The following is a 17,868-nucleotide window of genomic DNA, read 5'->3' as shown; positions in this document are numbered from 1 at the left end:
GTTTATTCCTCAACCGTCTTTGTCGAATCCAGAACCTCTTGGATTTCTTTTTTCATTTGCTGGTGCACTTGATGTTCATAGCCACCGAAACCATTCGACTCATCCGTCATTTGCATCGTCCAATCCTGCCCAAACCAATAACGTTCCTGACGGTGATTGATCCACATATTCACAAGCATGATCAACGACATCCAGAGAAAAACAGAAACAAACACCCGGGAAACCATCACCCGTTCAATCGCTTTTTTCTTTTTCCCAAAAATGGCGCGACATAAGACAACGAGGAGCCATAGAACAACCGTTCCTCCACCCCAATTGATTCCTAACATCAACCAAGAATGCCCACCCCACTGCCATAAGATCATCCCGATCATTGGAACCAGCAAGACACACAATATGGCAGGAATCCATGCAACCCACTTCGGAGTAAAATGCATAAACGCAAGGGACTTGCTTAGCCGCCAGCGGATCAACACCATGCTGCTAAAAGTCATCATAAGGAGCATGGCCACAAACTGCCCGGCAGGCTGCAGATAAAACGTCATCCCCGCGCCTTCGTTCCAGGCACTGCATGGAGAATAAAACAAGACCCAACCGTAATAGAACCAAGGTAGCATCACACCTCCTCCTAGAATCCAGCACCAATCATGCGTATTCAAGACTCCTGCCATCCTCCTGGATATTTCCCGCACAAACGCCCCATATCGGAACCGATATGCCCAAACCCCCAAGCCCAACAACAAGCAGAGCAAGCATGCGACCACCGACATCAATCGTCCTGCAAAACTGTGATCTGTCATCCGACCAGGCTTCAAATCCTCATTCGTCAATACCCGCGGCTTTTTTGCCTGTTTAGAAACTGCGCCCAAACTGTAAGATTGGAGCGTCCCCGCCTTTCTCAAAATAAAATCCCGACTCTCATCGTTTTCCTCCGATTCACGAATCCTAAACCAATCATTCATGGCTTCTTGGATTTGATGCATCCGGTCAGCGACGTCCGGCAAATCACAAGCCTCTGCAGCCACCCGCATGTTCACCAATGGAACACTCAAACATGCTTTCGCTATCAAGGAGTCAACGAGAAATAACGAGGACGCATTCATGTGACTCACCCAGTCATCCCACAATGGCACCAACGCTTTCAACGCCTCTCGATCCTTTTCCAACTCACAACGGTAAGCCTCGGCTGCAATCACTTCCGCCACTCTCATGATTTTGAATCCATGAATCGGAGTGTCGGCCATATAGGCAACTCGGTGTAAATTTGAAACCATATCCACCGCCTTCGGAAGCAGGCGGATTCGGGCCAACAACAGCTCTTCTTGATGCGAGGTAAAACGCTCCTTATCCGATGCCGATTTCAACAGCGCGAGCACCTGGTCCACCTTGGATTGATCCAAGACATCCCACTCGGTTTTTAAATTCTTTTTTCGTATCCGTTCTTCCGTTCGCTCTTTCTTCGACCGATGTCCACTTGCCCCTCTGCCGCTGGGCTTCGGCCGCGACTTGACCGCACCATCCGATAAATACCCGGCAGCCACCACTTCATACCAGCCATTGCCTGGGTCAATTTTGTTAGTGACGCTGAGAAAATCCTTGGGTAAGCGGTCATAATCTGTGCCATAGGCCATGGCATACTCCACATAATAGGCTGGATTCTTCGGGTCCGATTCCCACAAGGCCACCCAACGGTCCGACGCCTTCACCCCCAAAGGATCACCAAAGAGCAGTAATTGGTCTTCAGCTGACAAGCCTTCGCCAAAATCGGCCGACCGAGCCGCACTGTGGTCACTCCAAACACCCCCCAAGAGGAATCTTTGCTTTTGCACCATCTTCACCGTTCGATAGCCCTCGGATACAATAAGCCACATACACACTACCACCACTAGACCTGCTACACCCACCAACAACCTGCTTGACCGGGACCGACGTTGCTCGAGCCTCTCAGCCACGGCATCCAATCCGGACACATCCATTGTGTCCGTTTTTCCCACGAACCACTCTCGGGCCATCAGCCGGTGCTCTTCGTCCGTCCAGCCGTCGGTCACAGCATCAATCAAGCGTTCCTGAGCTTCTTTCATGCAGTGGATATATCGTCTGGGTCCAGTAGCTCAAGGGCAAAGCTTATACAGCTCACCCAGCATCACTTTTATTCCGTGAGCTGCTCCAGACAACCAAGCTAACCAAGACCGCCGCTCCGATCAGAAGATTCACCCACGCAGCCATGTTGAGAGCCAAGCCCCCATATCCGATCAGCAAAGCCACCAAGGCTGCCAAGCCAGCATATGGTAATTGAGTCAACACATGCTCCTTGGCCGAAACCCCACAGGAAAAAGCACTGACGATGGTGGTGTCACTAAAAGGGCTACAGTGGTCGCCAAAGACCGCTCCACTAAAGACCGCCCCAATCACCGCCGACAACAATTCTGGATTATCCCCCGCCACTCCCAAATACGCAGGCAAGGCAATCGGCATCATCAATGCCATCGTGCCCCATGAACTCCCGGTGGCAAAACTCACCAAAGCTCCGGTTAAAAAGACAGCCGCAGGATACATCCGTAGATCTACCGAATCCCCCATCGCCGAGGCAATCCAAGCTGCAGTTCCCAGTTCGCTCAGCGTGCTACCAAACGTCCAGGCCATAACAAGAATCAACAAAGGCCCGAGCATACTCGCAGCCCCATGACTCACTGCAGACACAAGCTCACCTTGCCCACGTTTCGGAAAACAAAGGGCCGCCGCCAGCAAGCCAACCACACTGCCCAGCGTCATGGCATAAGGTCCAGCACCACCACTAAAGGCATTCGCAAGCTTCTCACCCGTCACCGGAAACAGAGGCTGCGTTTCCCAGAGATAAAACAGCACCGGAATGGCCATAGCCAGAACGCCGATCGGAACTAATGCCGTCCAAACCGGGGCCGCATCGCGCGAATCTTCACATCCTCCCGGATCTTGTAAAGATTGGGCTGGCTGAGCCTTAGCCTGACTTTGCTTCATCGGCCCGATATCCCAACCACGCCAGACAACGGCTGCAAGTAAGACCAAGGTGAACCAACAATAATAATTCCTTGGAACCGAAGCAAAAAACAAAGCATACGCAGAAGAGTCGATCGCAAAGGGTTCAATCGATTGCTGAATCAAACTCAGCTGGGTTGCAATCCAAGTAGAAATAAAGGCAATGCAGGCAATCGAGCTACTCGTGCTATCCACAAGATAAGCCATCTTCGCCCGAGCAACCCCCACTCGATCAGCCAAAGGCCGGGTCACCCGACCAATGAGCAGGCTGTTTGCCAGACCATCAAAAAAACAAAACAGACCCAACACTCCGGTCGCTATCTGCAAACGCCGCCCAGAGTGCTTCTCATTCGATAAAAGGTATTTCCTCGCCAGGGTATCGAAGCCTCCACCCCGCTCAATCAACACGGTAAACGAACCCAACACCAAGGTGAATAAAATCGCACCGACTCGCCACGAACCTTGAAACGAGGGGAAAAAATGCGTTTCCATTACTTGCTTCACCGCCAAGCCCAAATGTCCGTCCTGTAAAAGCAAACAAGCTGCCAGGCTCCCAGCCATCAATCCCCACACCGCGTGCTTCATCAACACGAGCGTCAGCAAAGCCACCCCCACAGGAGCCAACACTCTGGCGGCTCCCCCATGATCCAACAAGCCAGCCCCCATCATGATGCCCATCCCGAGCATACAGAGAACAAGCCACAGCCGGCGGCTATTTTCAGCATTTTTGCACACGACTCAGTCTAAGAGACAATCCGCTAACGAGGCAATGATAGAAAATATCTTAGCTAACCCAGCTGGACGCCAAACTTATTCACAAGATACTCAGACTTTATTCGGATAATTAAAATGACCTTTAAAAACTTATTTTAAGTGAGTTATGATCAATTTAGATAAGTTATCCCCGAACAACTCATATCTTATTCATATTCACTCAAGGACAAAACAGCAAGCGCAATTCGGGATCGAACGTCATCTGCTGAGAAGGATCTATTTCCCCCCTTCAGGCCATGGGATCAAAGGCAGCTCCCGCCGGATTTTCGAATACCGGTTATGCTCAGCTCCGGAAACGAACAAAATAAAAGCCCTCCCCATACAAGGAGGGCTGAAACCGAAAATCGCTTGAGCAGCTTAATAAAAAAGCTCAAGCGCTTCAGGCCTTACGGCCTTCCCATGAACTCCACCACTGGCGGAACAGAGCATGCTGGGATTCCAGATGGGCCTTCTGTGACGGACTTAAACAATCATCCGGGTTGATGTGATGGACATACGCAGCATGCCCTTCAAGCACCATCAAATGCTTATAATAAAGCACCAGATCAGGACCTTCATCGAAGGTGGAAAGCACATTCATGGCCTCACTCAACTGCTGTGCATACACACGGGCAGCAGCATCCCCGCCTGCAGCGCGTTGACAAAGGTCAACCATATGCAAAACCTCACGTGGCAGGGCATTCCCAACACCGGTGATCGCACCTCCAGCCCCACAATTGACAAATCCATGATAGGCCTGGGTATCGACTCCAACCATCAAAGTCAGTGCATCATTTCCACTGGTGATATGTTCAGCAGCATAGGTCAGTGAGTCAGAACCACCAAACTCCTTGAAGCCAATCAATTGAGTATAACGCTCGCGTAATTTGAAAAACAAATCGGCCTTGGTTTCGAAACCATAGTATGGCGAATTGTAAATCACAGCTGGCAGGTCAGGGCCCCCGGCTTCCAGAATGGCTGTAAAATGATTGTATTGTGCCGCCGGTGACAATCCACGCGATAACACACGTGGAATCACCATTAAACCATGAGCCCCCACCTCGCGGGCGTGGGCAGCATGCGCGGCAGCAAAACGGGTGTTCTGAGCTCCTGTCCCCACAATGGTTTTGATTCCGGCATCCACCAGAGCCTTCACTCCATCTTGGCGTTGTTGTTCAGAAAGCAATGGCCAGTCGCCCATCGATCCGCAATAGACGACCGAGTCCATACCGGACTCAATCAACCACTTTGCGGTCTCAACCAAGGCGTTAAAATCAGGAGTCCCCTCGGCATCGCAGGGGGTCATCAGTGCGGGAATGGTTCCAGAGAATATGTTGCTCATGCGAGACATCATAGCACCCGCGTCTTGACGGATTCAACGGCACTCCCTTGTGTTTTGACAATGGCCTAGCCCGAATGGCACCCGTTTAAGCACATAGGTCGAGGGTTTTGCAGGGTGGGTTATCGCTACGGAAATACTCAATAATACGCTTGCCTCGGCTTCTGTAACCAGCGAGTGCATTTAGGTCTTCGGCCGGCCACAAAGCAGCACGGAGTACCCGGTCGGGAAGGGTGTTGTTTTTTTACAACCAAGCTTCGCCCACGATCGGGTTTTCTGCACTAACAAACACGAGAAAGTTGCATGCGTTTGGGCGTTGCGATTCGACGCATCCCGCTCTTAAACGGGTGCATTCGGTTTAGCCCAGTATAAAGCGGCATCACTGTGCTCGACGAAACTATTCCTCCCATTTAATATCAGCACCAATCAGACTAGCGCATAAGCCGAGCCTTGGGACAAAGCCCGTTGACCTCCACCCACTCTCCCATTATGAACGCCCCTGTGAAAACTCAGCCCCACCACCATGATGTTCTGCGCATTGGCTTACGAGTTCCGGAATGGAGTAAATACGGCGACGCCATCATCCGGGGGATTCTACAGTTTGTCAGAGAATACAATCTCACCTGGCACATGGATATCCCAGTGTATTCTGATCACGAACTCGAACCCGTCAACATCGACGACTCATGGCAAGGCGATGGACTGATTGTTTTCCGTTGCTCTGAAGACGAACATGCAGCATGGAAAAAACGAGGCATTCAAATCATCAACCTGAGCGCTGAAACGAGGATCCCCTCTCTACCCAACGTTCTTCCTGATAACGAAGAAATTGGAAAAGTCGCAGCTGACTACTTGATCTCTCGAGGGTTGAATCATTTTTGCTACGTTGGCGATTCCACCCGCCATTATTCCAACCTCCGCCAAAATGGATTTCAAAAAGAACTCGAACGCAGAGGGCGCAGTTGCTTCACCGTCGATGTTCCGATTAGCCAAACCAAGGGAAAACAACGTTGGAAAGAAATCCAACAACGAATGAAGGATCAACTTGTCAACACGACAAAACCCATCGGAATTCTCACCCGGGATGACATGGCTGCCATGAACCTCCTGAAAGTCGCGGAACAGATGAATATCCAGGTCCCCCAGGATTGGGCCGTCGTCGGCGTGGGTGACAGCTCCCCATTCTGCCAGTCAGCCAGACCGCCCATCACCAGCATCCATTACCCGAACGAACGTATTGGCTATCAAGCGGCCAAATTGATGCACCAAATGATAACAGCTCAGGCACCCGGCCAGGACATCATGCTCCCTGTTGGAGGCATCACAGAACGGGAATCGAGCAACATGCTCTCATTCAAGGATGACTCCATCGCCAAAGCCGTCAGTTACATCCACAAGCATGCGGCCAAAGGCCCAGTGAACATTGCCGATTTAAGCGCCCAATTCGGGATGTCTTACACGGGTTTTCGACAACGCTTCAAAAAAATCATGGGCCACACGGCTAAAGAAGAAATCGACAATGTTCGCATGAATCAGATCCGCAGCATGCTGGCCAATAGCGAACTCCATATTCAGGAAATCGGATATCAAATGAATTTCCAAACCCCAGAAGACCTATCACGCTTTTTTCAGCGCCATCAAGGGATGTCTCCAACAGCCTATCGAGCACTATTGAAATAATACGCATCCGCTGCGGTCTGAAAACAACACATGATGTTTCAGGAGGTGAGCAAACATGCCGGGATCAAGGCGAGGTCCTATCCAACAATTCTTTGCGAGCATTTCGGTAAGCTTGCACATCGAGCTCGTGCTTCCGTGGCTCAAGTATCAATTTCGATACCATTTCGCTTTGATCCTTTTGGCTGAGCATTCCCCCGATCAATGCCGCATCCTCCATACCGATTCGATGCGCGCATAGGCGAACAGACGATAGAAGATGGCTACCATCCGGATACGCCACATGACTGTCACCGGGAGGTAGGAAATTACGTGAAGGCCCCGGCTTATCATCAAACTGAGGTGAGGTCTCCTTGAATGGGTCATTCCCCTTGCGGTAATGGTTCAGTCCCCAGTGCAAATATCCGGACAAGCCGTCCTTCATCAACAACCAGGAAAGCAACACACAGCGGGTTCGTTCCTGATCCAATAACCGATTCAGGGCAGCGCCTCCAGGTGACAAACAAGTATAAATCCAAACCTGCTCACCCGCCTTCATTCGCTCCTGGAAAAAGGCACGATGACGATAATAAATATCCAGTTGCGGGCACCAAACATCCACCGCACCCACCAGTTCATCCGTGCAATGAATGGCATCAAATACTGGAGCTTCAGGCAAGTGCTCATGCACCATCTTGGCGACCATCACATAATCGGCGGCATGCGCAGAAAGCGGTTCGTCACTGATATGCTGAAACACTCGATCATGTAACTTGTGACGCAGGACAAAACGGCGAATGATCGCCAACTGATCCAAAAGCAGTTTCTTTCCCTCGTCCGAATCCACTCTCAATTTCCCAAGCGAAGTCACCAAATGCTTGGCACCCCAGGCACCATTCTCACGATGTGCCAAATGACCAAGTTCAACCTGCTCAAACCCCAACTTCAAAAATAAACCAGCAAAACGATCCAGCCGCTTTTGATCAACAGCCAGCTTCCCGTCCGAATCAAGCGCGATAAAATCCCCCCACGGGATCCAAAACATCGTCTGACGCTGCTCCCGCATCAACGCTGCAGCTTGTGCGATCGTTTTCCAGTGGCCTTCACTCCACATCTCATGCCCGTGATAGCTTGCCAAATTAGCGACCGAAAACCAATTCGTGTACCCTGGCTGATCATCAGGCACAACAGCCGGGTGCACGTCCACATTCCAGGTGACACGTTGTTTCCATGAACCGGACCTCAGGGTCACATGGATTTTTTTTATCCCAGGCTCTGCATCTCGCTGAACGGCATACTCAAGCCGCAAAGACAACCTTCCTGAACCATCGGCCAGGGCTTTCCCGGAAGGCAGCGGCCGAATCGCGTCAAACACCTGAAAAGGAGCCCGACGAATCACATGCGGGTTCAACTTACCGTCACGCAACTCCGTCCGCGATTCTACCCCGGTGTTCTGTTGCACATCCACCGGCAGAAGTTGTTGAATCACCACGGCACCAGCACTCTCCACCGTTACTTCCGAGTCCGAGGCTAAGCGATCCAGCAAAAGGTGAACGCCTGCCACACCTCCGCGAGGCACAGTCGATGAAAATTCAGCCTTTCCATTGTGAGCCCCACTGTCGGGAAACAAGGGTTCCAATTCATCAAACATGCCGGCCTGCTGCCCACACACAAACTGCCCCGTCGCCACCAAATAACAGAACACAGAAAGAAGAAAGCGGCCCCTCGAAAACATCATGGATTTCATACTCATTCAACCATCCATAACGTCAACCAAGGCTCTCATATTTCAATGAGTTCCCGAGGCCTATCCTGTCTGACCAACAACAAACAATCATGTCGAAATTGACAGGCCTCCTGATAATTATGCTATTCCATGAGAGCTGCTCCATGATAATATCCTCTTGATTGCGGCTACCAAATCAAAGAGCCACAACAAACATCACAAATGTATTCAAATATGAAACACAAACACATCGGACTAAGCGCTCTTCTTGGGGCTACAGCTTTTGTCGGCAGCGTCCACGGCGCAAACGTCATCGTAAACCCAGGATTCGACAACGACTCAGGAACCCCCATCGGTGCAGGAGGAGGCGGTGATAGAACCATCACAGGCTGGGGAAGCATGCACCTTTACAGTCAAACTTACTCAGGAACACAAGGTCCCCTGCTTTATGAAGCAACCTCTGACACTGCAGCCGATACTTACAAAGGTCTCAGAGCTCCATCACAAACTGTCGACCTCAGCACCTCTCTCAGCGGTGCTGACTTGGCCAATATCGCCAACGGCAACGGAACTTTTACCTTTGGTTCCTGGATGGCGGGCTACAGTGGCGACGGTAACATCGTTGCAACCCAGCTTCAGTTTTTCTCATCCACAGACGGATCGGGAGCCGCGCTCTCCACATTCACCCTCGACCGGGGAGTAACAACCAACCAGATCAATACCGCGGATAAAATCGTAAATCCAGGTGGTGGCAACAACGCTACCTCGGAAACCGACCCCGACTGGTGGGCCCAATATGAGCTTTCCAACACTGTCCCGGCATCGGCTCAGTCCCTTACCGTCACCTTCGTTGCAGGAACCGGACATGCCGCAGGAGGAGCCAACGACTGGTATGCTGATGATGTCATTGTTGATATCACCACGGTTCCCGAACCCTCATCTGCTGCTCTAGTCGGCCTCGGAGGCCTTGCGTTGATTCTACGTCGACGTAAATAAACGGTCGCCATTTTACAGCAAATCATTTAAAAGTCAGTTTCACCAGAAACTGGCTTTTTTTTATATTTTATCATGCGGAAACAAACAGCTCATCACCAGGCTTGGACAAGTGAAGACCTTCCTGAGCTACACAAAGCCAGAGAACTTTGGGAACACCAACCGCTCAAGGCTTTGACCTTTTTCCAAATGGCAGCAAGGAAACACCCCTGCAACCAAACAGCCTTAATCGATGCCGCACGCGCCCTTGGAGATGCCCATCACATCAGGGAGGCCAAAGCATTGCTAACAAAACTGGACCATCATGCCAAACAAACACCCCAGGCGGCAGAACTCATTGGGCAAAGCTACCGTATGGCCCACATGCCAGATGAAGCCCTCGAATACCTACAGCTCGCAGCAGCATCTCCAGACTGCCTCGAAGCCGTCATCGAATTGGTTATTTACTATGAGCGCCGCCACCAAACGGAACGTGCACGTCAATGGCTGGAGCCAGCTCTATCAAAAAACCCAACACTCCCGGCTCTGGTGCTTCTACATGGCCGACTATTAAGACGTGAAGGCGAACACACGAAGGCAATCAATCAATTTCTTAATGTCGCGAATGAGGAGTCCGCTCATTTTTATCATCGCTCAGAAGCCTGGTATGAACTCGCTAACATTGAAGACGCTCAGGGGGATTATCATTCAGCCTACCGATCAGCATCCAAGGCAAAGGACTTACTTCGCCCCGCGGCAAAAGACATGATGGAAACGGATCACCTCTGGAGAAATCGACAAAAGGAAATCGCCGAAGTGTTCTCCTCGGAAACTCTGGAGTCTTGGAAAAATTCTACGCGAGCGAGCAAGTTAACACCATGTATGCTGACCGGCTGCCCACGTTCTGGAACCACCTTGTTTGAGCGAGTCATCGGATCCCACCCCATGATTCAATCATTTGACGAACTGAACATCTTTCCCCGCTATCTCCATGGCTCGATGTTTGGCCATGCGAAGGCTGGCGAGGACGGAGCGTCCGCATTCCAACGTATCACAAAAGCAAGCGCCCGAAGTGCAGGCCTCAAGTATTGGAAACTATTTGCCCAGCATTCCCCCCCTAACGAAAACCACCGGGTTTTACTCGACAAAAACCCCTCCGCCACAGGACAACTTCCTGTTTTTTTGCGTATGTTTCCACACGCCAAGATCCTCTATGCATTAAGAGACCCACGCGACATCGCAGTAAGCTGCTTTCTTCGATTCCTTCCATTGAACTCAATCAGTGCCCATTTTCTCGACCCCAACACCACTCTCGACTGGATCAGCAAGGAACTTTCCTACTGGCAAGGGATCAAACAGTCCATCCCCGAAGACCAATGGCATGAAGTTCAATATGAAGATACCGTGCGCAATCTCAAGCAAACGGTGATGGCCACGCTCAAATTACTCGACCTTCCATGGGACGCGCAAATTTCCAACTATTTATCAACACGCACCCAACACCCCGTCAATTCCCCAACCTACCTGGAAATCACCCAGCCCATACACACCCGCTCTGTCGGGCGCTGGAAACACTATGCCTTTGCCTTCGAAGCCGCATTTGATCGTCACCCCCAACTCATGGAACAGCTTGGCGATGACTAGGTAAACGTGAAGCTGCCACATGGCTCCCTTGCGCCTCTCTAATCGCTCAATAATGACACCTACGAGTGTTAAAAATGATATTCTAAATGACAATTCAGCCATTCACGCAAGCCGGAAGGCTGTTATATTGGCAGGGGTCATATGAATATTTCCGATCAAGCATTCACCGTCAACTGTCGCACCTACAGTCCACCGGCACGTCCTATTGCTGTCATCTGTATTGACGGCTGTGCGGATGAATACATCACCGAATCCATCGCCCAAGGGTACATGCCCAGGCTCGAGGCCATGGTCAAAAAAGGCTACCGCGGTATGGTGCGAGGAGCCCTTCCCAGCTTCACCAACGTCAACAACTCCGCTATTGTCACCGGAGTCCCCCCTTCTGTCACCGGGATCTGCGGCAACTTTTTCCTCAATCCGGACACCGGCGAGGAAGTCATGATGAACTCGCCGGAATTTCGCCGCTGTGACACCCTGCTCAATGCCGCCGCCGATGCCGGCCGCAACGTGGCATTCATCACCGCCAAGGAAAAACTGCGCACCGTGCTCGGCGATGGAATCGTCGAGCGTGGAGGCATCGTTTTTTCCTCTGAAAAAGTCAACGAAGCAACAAAAGATACCCACGGAGTGGACAAGGCTGAGGAAATCATTGGCAAACCTCAACCCGAGATCTACTCGGGGGACGCCTCGATCTACGTGCTCGAGGCTGGAGCAGCATTGGCCGAGCAAGGCAAAGCCGACTTCCTCTACCTTTCGCTCACCGATTACATGCAGCATAAGTTTGCGCCCCACGAACTGGAGTCGCTCAACTTCCATCAGCAACTCGACGCCCAGATTGGACGACTGCTCGATGCCGGTTGTATTGTTGCAGCCACGGCAGACCATGGCATGAACGCCAAAAACGATGCCCAAGGAAAACCTAAAGTCATCTACGTAGAATCTCTATTGAAGCAGCAATTCGGACCTGAGGGCATCCGGGTCATTTGCCCAATCACCGACCCTTACGTTGTCCACCATGGCGCACTCGGTTCGTTAGTGATGGTTCATCTCGATGAGCCATCCCGGAAAGAAGAAATGATCGATTTCCTCTATCAACAAGAGGGTATCACTGAAGTCTATGGCCGGAACCTCGCAGCGCTCAAACTCGAACTTGCCCCGGACAGGGTCGGAGACATCTGCGTGCTGTCCGGAAGGGATGTGGTTGTCGGCAAAACGGAAGCCGATCACGACCTCAGCGTGCTCCAGGGGGGGCTACGTTCTCACGGAGGACGATATGAAGAAATGGTTCCCCTGTTGCTGTCCGAACCCTTGAATGAAGAATATCGGAAAATAGCATCCGCAGACCCTAGAAATTTCGACGTCTTTGCCTTTGCCTGCAATGCCGGAGCCTAAGCTCCCCCAACTTACAAATTTGCCATGTCACTCGACCTGCCATCCTACATTGCCGGAGAAGCCGTCCACAGCTCCGATAAACTTGACGTTTTCTACCCTTGGAACAACACCCTGACCGGAACGGTCAGTAACATCACCCCTGAACAACTCGATCAGGCGATAGATGCAGCGCTCAGAGGTCAGCACACCCCACTGAGTCGCTACGAACGCCATACCATTCTGAGAAAAGCTGCAAATCTGTTAGCAGAACACCGTGAAGAACTGGCACAGCTGATTTGCAGGGAAACCGGACTCTGCATACGAGAGAGCATGTATGAAACCGGACGCAGTTCGGAGGTCCTTGAATTTGCCGCAATCGAGGCCCTCAAGGATGATGGGGAGGTCTTCTCCTGTGATATTTCTCCACAGGGAAAAAACCGAAAGATCATCACCTTCAAGCAGCCTCTCCAATTGATCTGCGCCATAACCCCTTTTAACCACCCACTGAATCAGGTAGTGCACAAAGTAGCTCCTGCCATTGCTGCCGGAGCTCCAATGATTCTCAAACCCTCGGACAAATCACCCCTGACGGCCATCCGCTTTGCCGAACTGCTCTACGAAGCCGGACTACCCGGCTGGATGCTCTCGGTTGTTTCCGGTGACATCGACACAATCGTCACCCCCATGATCACCGATGATCGGGTGGAAATGATTTCCTTCACAGGTTCAGTGAAGGTTGGCAAACACATCGCCAAGATAGCAGGCTACAAAAAAACCTGCCTCGAACTCGGAGGAAACTCCCCGCTGATCATCCTCGAAGACGCCGATATCGATCTCGCCGTCAAGCTGGCTGCCGAAGGCTGCTTCCGTAATTCCGGACAACGCTGCACCGCCGTCAAACGTCTGCTCGTACAAGAATCGATCCTCGAAACATTCACCTCCCGCTTTGTCGAACAAGCCAAAGAATACATCGCTGGCGACCCGGAACATCCCGAAACGAGAGTTGGCACCGTCATCGATGAACCTGCCGCCATCTATCTGGAACAGGTCCTGCGCCGGGCTGAAACGGATGGTGCCCGGGTCTTGCTGGGGGGCAATCGGAATGGAGCGCTGATGGAACCCACCGTTATCAGCCATGTCCCGCGTGACACTCCGATGGTGGCAGAAGAATCGTTTGGCCCACTCGCCCCCATCATCGCCATCATAGACCTCGACGACGCCATCCAATACTACAATTCCGGCAATTTTGGTCTGAGCTCAGGCATCGTCACCAACAACATGACAGAAGCGCTCAAAGCAGCCAAACACCTCCGAACCGGAACCACCAACATCAATGAAATCCCAGGTTTCCGAATCGAAAGCAGCCCATTTGGAGGTATCAAGGACTCAGGACTCGGCATTAAGGAAGGCGTCACCGAAGCTGTCAAATTCATGCAAAACACCAAGACCTTTTCCATCCCCTGGGAATGAGCCCCCCTACCAATCTCCAACCCAACCGGACACCCCCCCACCACCTCTCGCAAGCATGAACACTGACAACCCGTATATACTCCTCACTCCCGGTCCTCTGTCCACGTCTCCCACGGTCCGTGAAGCCATGCTGCGAGATTGGTGTACCTGGGATGATGACTACAACCTCGGCATCATCACCCCGATTCGCCAAGGTCTGATCCAATTAGCCACCGCCACCCGACCAGAGGACTACACCTGCGTGCTCATGCAAGGAAGCGGAACCTTCTCAGTGGAATCCATGATCGGCTCCGTGGTTCCAGATGACGGAAAATTACTCGTTCTCACCAATGGTGCGTATGGCGATCGACTCGCCGAAATTGCATCCTACCTTAAGATCAAGCATCTAGTACACGATAGCGGAGAACTTGCTCCCCCCGACCTCAAGCGCTTGGAGCAAGCCCTGCTTGAAGACAAGCAAATCACCCATGTCATTGCCGTTCACAACGAAACAACGACCGGTATGATGAACCCGCTCGAGGACATTGCCAAGGTGGTTAAAACACATGACAAAATCTTCATGGTCGACTCAATGTCCGCTTTCGGAGGTGTCCCTCTTGATGTTGCCGAGCTTGGAATCGACTTCCTTGTCTCCTCGGCCAACAAGTGCATTCAAGGGGTCCCTGGGTTTGGTTTTATCATCGCCAAAACCTGTGAACTCAGAAAAACCGAAGGTATCGCCCGCTCCCTCTCACTCGACCTCTACAAGCAATGGCGCGGACACGAGACAGGCAAAGGCAAATGGCGCTTTACCAGTCCCACTCATGTGACCCGTGCTTTTTACCAGGCCATGCTCGAACTGGAAGCCGAAGGAGGCGTCTTTGCACGCTACAAGCGCTACTCAGAAAACCAACGACGACTGGTCTCGGGCATGGAAAAACTCGGTTTCCGGTGCGTGTTGCCGGAAAAATATCACAGCCCGATTATCACTGGATTTTACAACCCGGAACATGTAGACTACAACTTTATGAAGTTTTACAACTCCCTCAAGGAGAAAGGCTTTGTCATCTACCCCGGCAAAGTCACAGGCATCGACAGCTTCCGCATCGGCACCATCGGACATGTCTTCCCGGAAGACATTACCCGGCTCCTACGAGCGGTAGAAGAATCAATGTACTGGGCATATGAATACGAGTTGCTAGGATCATAACACAAACTCACCCCCACGATCCACTCAACTTCGCCAATGCCAAGCCCCCTTCCCCATGCCTCCCACAACCTGCGCAATCTCCAATTACGCATGGTGCTGCTCACTTACATTGCCTATTTCTTCTACTATTTCGGCAGAAAATACTTTGGCATCATTACTCCGACACTAGTCGAGGAAGGGATCCTGACGAAAAATCAAATTGGACTCATCCAAACGGGCTACCTCTCCGTGTATGCCATCGGACAGTTTGTCAGTGGAGCACTGGGAGACAAACACGGTCCGAAAAAACTGATCTTCTGTGGCATGCTCTGTTCCGGCTTGGCCGCCATCGCCATCGGCTTGTTCCCGGTTTTTGGCGTCATTTTCATCGTGTATTCATTAAATGGATTGGCCCAATCCACCGGGTGGTCCAATAACTGCAAACTGATCAGCGCCTGGATCCCCCACTCCAAGCGAGGTCGGGTGATGGGATTCTGGATGACGTGTTACATCGGTGGCAGCCTTGGAGCCAATACCCTTGCGGGCTACCTCGTGGGAGAAAACTATAGCTGGAAACATGCGGTTTTTATTCATGGCGCGATTCTCATCCTGGTGGGGATCGTCCAAGGTCTCTTTTTAATCAATACCCCGGAAGATAAAAACCATCAGATCGAACGCCGCTCCCGTCACGAATCCTCCAGCACAAAGAAGCAGTCCAGCTTCGTTCGAATGCTTACCCATCCGGTTATCCTAATGTATGGAGCGGCCTATTTCTCCCTTAAATTTGTTCGATACACTTTTTTTACCTGGCTACCACTTTACCTGGTTGAAACCAAGGGCTTCGCCAAAGATATCTCCGCTTATGCATCCAACGGCTTCGAAGCCGGCGGCTTTCTCGGGTTGCTCCTAGGAGGAGTCATTGCAGACAAATTATTTGTCAAAAACCGGGGCAGGCTGGCATGGCTGGCACTCATCGGCATGACCGTGGGGCTTTTTGCGTTCCGTGGTCTGGCTCAAGGTGGTCTCTGGATGGTCGTGCTCGGTCTCGCGCTTGTCGGCTTTTTCCTCTACATCGCGGATTCCCTCGTTTCCGGCACGGCGGCCCAGGATGTCGGAGGGGCAGAAAATTCCGGCTCTGCAACGGGGATCGTCAATGGCATCGGCTCCCTTGGAGGTATTCTCTCCGGCATTCTTCCGATCTGGATTCAACAACGCTACGGCTGGGACGCCGTTTTTATTCTTTTCATTCTCCTTAGCATAAGCGCCATCCTCATTTTAACACCTGCCGCCAAACGCAAAGAAATCAGAAAATCATGAATGCGTTCAACCCCTATTGGTATGACCAGGCACTGAAAGCCGAAGGACATCCGACGCAAGGAAGCCGCAGAAGACCAAGGTAAAAAACCACCTTGCTTTGACACCTTGATGGCCCGTCTTGCCAAAGGAGCGGGAAAGGCGGACAAATAACAAAGGTCATGGAGGCTCTTTCCACTCCCACGCGATGGCCTTCCCTAACTTCTTACTTAAAGCAATAAATCTTCCCCACCGTCGTAGAGGCAAAGAGCTTACCATCGGCAACCGCTAAACTATAGGCATCCCCTTCTACTGGGAATATGTTGAGCACCGTTCCCGTAGAGGAATCGATTGCGACCACCTGCTTACGTGCACCAACATAAAGGGTCCCGCCGCCCATGATAAGGGTCACGGGTTTTTCCAGCCCTTGAACCCAGGTCTGAGCGCCAGTCGCCTGAATAGCATCCCGAACCAAGGCAAAGCGATCAGAGCCGTTCACGAGAATGCGATTCATAAAGCGATGGGTCGTCACTCCCGCCCGGCTACTCGCCGTGCTTTCCTGAAGATGATCCGCTCTCACACCCCGGTGCCCCGGTCCATGAAACACCGCCCCTGACGTGCTCAAGGTTGCATAGGTCCCACCACAACCCGGCAGTTTTCCCTGCAACGATACATTTGACAGTGAAAAAACAGCTGGGGCGTATCTCCCTTGGGTGACGTATAGCTGGGAACTATCAGCTAACAACAGCCCCTCAAAACTATAACCGCTACCACTGAGTTGCGTTTTATTCTGCTCATCACCCGTAGCAGCATCCAACTTCGACATGATGTTTCCATGCCAACTCAACAAACCAAAACCGCAATACACCGAACCATCCTGCACAAGTACTCCAGTGCGGCACGGCTGTCGTGATAAAAATTTATGATCACTGGCTATCAGAATATCCGACGCCCCCCCACGGTATTTCCATTGCAACGCTCCATCCACAGCATTCACACAATAAGCCACACCATCATCCGAACCGAAATACACTCGCCCGTTGTCGTAAGCTGGAGCCACCCGAACAGCCCCTCCCACCGGAACTCTCCATAGCTCGGCTCCACTTGCCGCATCCAATGCCACGCAAGCATTGCCCGATGATGAGCCAAAATACACACGGCCATCCGCAGCGATCAGGTTAAAGGCCTTGTCATAATCATAGGTATCAGCAAGGAAACTCTTTTTTGCGTAGGAATCACGCTCCATCTTACCGCGCCATGCTGGCTGGGGCCGGGCCTTAGCCGAAAAAACCCATGAAAGCGAAAGCGCCGCGGCATCAAGTTGCTCCGACGTCATTCCCGACCGCCGGTTGTCATGCTGGTAGCTCGGCCAATCAGCCGCCTGAACAAGCCCCCCGACAAGGGTGGCAACAACAAGGTATGGTATCGATATTTTTGTCATAATCTATGATGATAGAACAC

12 protein-coding genes are annotated in these 17,868 nt (G+C 51.7%); 7 read left to right on the top strand and 5 right to left on the bottom strand.

Features of this window, described 5'->3' with window-relative positions; genetic code table 11:
- Positions 1-2: 2 nt before the first annotated feature.
- The 3 genes from HW115_RS17370 to HW115_RS17360 form a co-directional block, all read right to left on the bottom strand.
- Complete coding sequence (locus tag HW115_RS17370; RefSeq protein WP_178934414.1) at positions 3-2,081, bottom strand: hypothetical protein; 2,079 nt, start codon at positions 2,079-2,081, stop codon at positions 3-5.
- A gap of 52 nt (positions 2,082-2,133) precedes the next feature.
- Positions 2,134-3,750, bottom strand: coding sequence for a Na+/H+ antiporter NhaC family protein (locus tag HW115_RS17365; protein ID WP_178934412.1), 1,617 nt, complete (start codon positions 3,748-3,750; stop codon positions 2,134-2,136).
- Between the two features lie 418 nt (positions 3,751-4,168).
- The gene (locus tag HW115_RS17360) at positions 4,169-5,110 is read right to left on the bottom strand and encodes a dihydrodipicolinate synthase family protein (RefSeq protein WP_227021628.1); all 942 of its coding nucleotides are present in this window, start codon (positions 5,108-5,110) and stop codon (positions 4,169-4,171) included.
- Positions 5,111-5,608: 498 nt separating this feature from the next.
- On the opposite strand from HW115_RS17360, the gene HW115_RS17355 reads away from it, so the two are divergent.
- Complete coding sequence (locus HW115_RS17355) at positions 5,609-6,787, top strand: XylR family transcriptional regulator (RefSeq protein WP_178934410.1); 1,179 nt, start codon at positions 5,609-5,611, stop codon at positions 6,785-6,787.
- Between the two features lie 64 nt (positions 6,788-6,851).
- On the opposite strand, the gene HW115_RS17350 is transcribed toward HW115_RS17355, so the two are convergent.
- Positions 6,852-8,516 (bottom strand): DUF4091 domain-containing protein, encoded by a 1,665-nt coding sequence (locus HW115_RS17350; RefSeq protein WP_227021627.1) that lies wholly within the window; start codon positions 8,514-8,516, stop codon positions 6,852-6,854.
- Positions 8,517-8,723: 207 nt separating this feature from the next.
- Between HW115_RS17350 and HW115_RS19840 the strand changes: the two genes are divergently transcribed.
- The 6 genes from HW115_RS19840 to HW115_RS17320 all read left to right on the top strand — a co-directional run bounded on the left by HW115_RS19840 (position 8,724) and on the right by HW115_RS17320 (position 16,431).
- Positions 8,724-9,485 carry a PEP-CTERM sorting domain-containing protein gene (locus tag HW115_RS19840; protein ID WP_227021626.1) on the top strand — a complete coding sequence of 254 codons (762 nt, stop codon included), beginning with the start codon at positions 8,724-8,726 and terminating at the stop codon, positions 9,483-9,485.
- Between the two features lie 72 nt (positions 9,486-9,557).
- Entirely contained in the window at positions 9,558-11,105 is a 1,548-nt protein-coding gene (locus HW115_RS17340; RefSeq protein ID WP_178934406.1) for a tetratricopeptide repeat-containing sulfotransferase family protein, read from the top strand.
- A gap of 141 nt (positions 11,106-11,246) precedes the next feature.
- Positions 11,247-12,497 (top strand): phosphonoacetate hydrolase, encoded by a 1,251-nt coding sequence (gene phnA / locus HW115_RS17335; protein WP_178934404.1) that lies wholly within the window; start codon positions 11,247-11,249, stop codon positions 12,495-12,497.
- 24 nt (positions 12,498-12,521) lie between these two features.
- Positions 12,522-13,946, top strand: a complete 1,425-nt coding sequence (locus tag HW115_RS17330) for an aldehyde dehydrogenase family protein (RefSeq protein ID WP_178934402.1) — start codon at positions 12,522-12,524, stop codon at positions 13,944-13,946.
- Between the two features lie 55 nt (positions 13,947-14,001).
- Positions 14,002-15,135 carry a 2-aminoethylphosphonate--pyruvate transaminase gene (gene phnW / locus HW115_RS17325; protein WP_178934400.1) on the top strand — a complete coding sequence of 378 codons (1,134 nt, stop codon included), beginning with the start codon at positions 14,002-14,004 and terminating at the stop codon, positions 15,133-15,135.
- 36 nt (positions 15,136-15,171) lie between these two features.
- Positions 15,172-16,431, top strand: a complete 1,260-nt coding sequence (locus HW115_RS17320; protein WP_178934398.1) for an MFS transporter — start codon at positions 15,172-15,174, stop codon at positions 16,429-16,431.
- Between the two features lie 202 nt (positions 16,432-16,633).
- Here HW115_RS17320 and HW115_RS17315 read toward each other — a convergent pair whose 3' ends face one another.
- Entirely contained in the window at positions 16,634-17,848 is a 1,215-nt protein-coding gene (locus HW115_RS17315; RefSeq protein WP_178934396.1) for an outer membrane protein assembly factor BamB family protein, read from the bottom strand.
- Positions 17,849-17,868: the final 20 nt, after the last annotated feature.

This window comes from Oceaniferula marina, from assembly GCF_013391475.1.
Taxonomy (GTDB): Bacteria; Verrucomicrobiota; Verrucomicrobiia; order Verrucomicrobiales; family Akkermansiaceae; genus Oceaniferula; species Oceaniferula marina.
The sequence above is the reverse complement of the archived record's forward strand: the minus strand, read 5'-3'. Positions and strand labels throughout refer to the sequence as shown.

Excerpts from the sequence above, each read along its gene's own strand:
- HW115_RS17370 (WP_178934414.1), bottom strand. The coding sequence starts at position 2,081 with ATGAAAGAAGCTCAGGAACGCTTGATTGATGCTGTGACCGACGGCTGG.
- HW115_RS17360 (WP_227021628.1), bottom strand. The coding sequence starts at position 5,110 with ATGAGCAACATATTCTCTGGAACCATTCCCGCACTGATGACCCCCTGC.
- HW115_RS17350 (WP_227021627.1), bottom strand. The coding sequence starts at position 8,516 with ATGAGTATGAAATCCATGATGTTTTCGAGGGGCCGCTTTCTTCTTTCT.
- HW115_RS19840 (WP_227021626.1), top strand. The coding sequence starts at position 8,724 with ATGAAACACAAACACATCGGACTAAGCGCTCTTCTTGGGGCTACAGCT.
- HW115_RS17340 (WP_178934406.1), top strand. The coding sequence starts at position 9,558 with ATGCGGAAACAAACAGCTCATCACCAGGCTTGGACAAGTGAAGACCTT.
- phnA (WP_178934404.1), top strand. The coding sequence starts at position 11,247 with ATGAATATTTCCGATCAAGCATTCACCGTCAACTGTCGCACCTACAGT.
- HW115_RS17330 (WP_178934402.1), top strand. The coding sequence starts at position 12,522 with ATGTCACTCGACCTGCCATCCTACATTGCCGGAGAAGCCGTCCACAGC.
- phnW (WP_178934400.1), top strand. The coding sequence starts at position 14,002 with ATGAACACTGACAACCCGTATATACTCCTCACTCCCGGTCCTCTGTCC.
- HW115_RS17320 (WP_178934398.1), top strand. The coding sequence starts at position 15,172 with ATGCCAAGCCCCCTTCCCCATGCCTCCCACAACCTGCGCAATCTCCAA.
- HW115_RS17315 (WP_178934396.1), bottom strand. The coding sequence starts at position 17,848 with ATGACAAAAATATCGATACCATACCTTGTTGTTGCCACCCTTGTCGGG.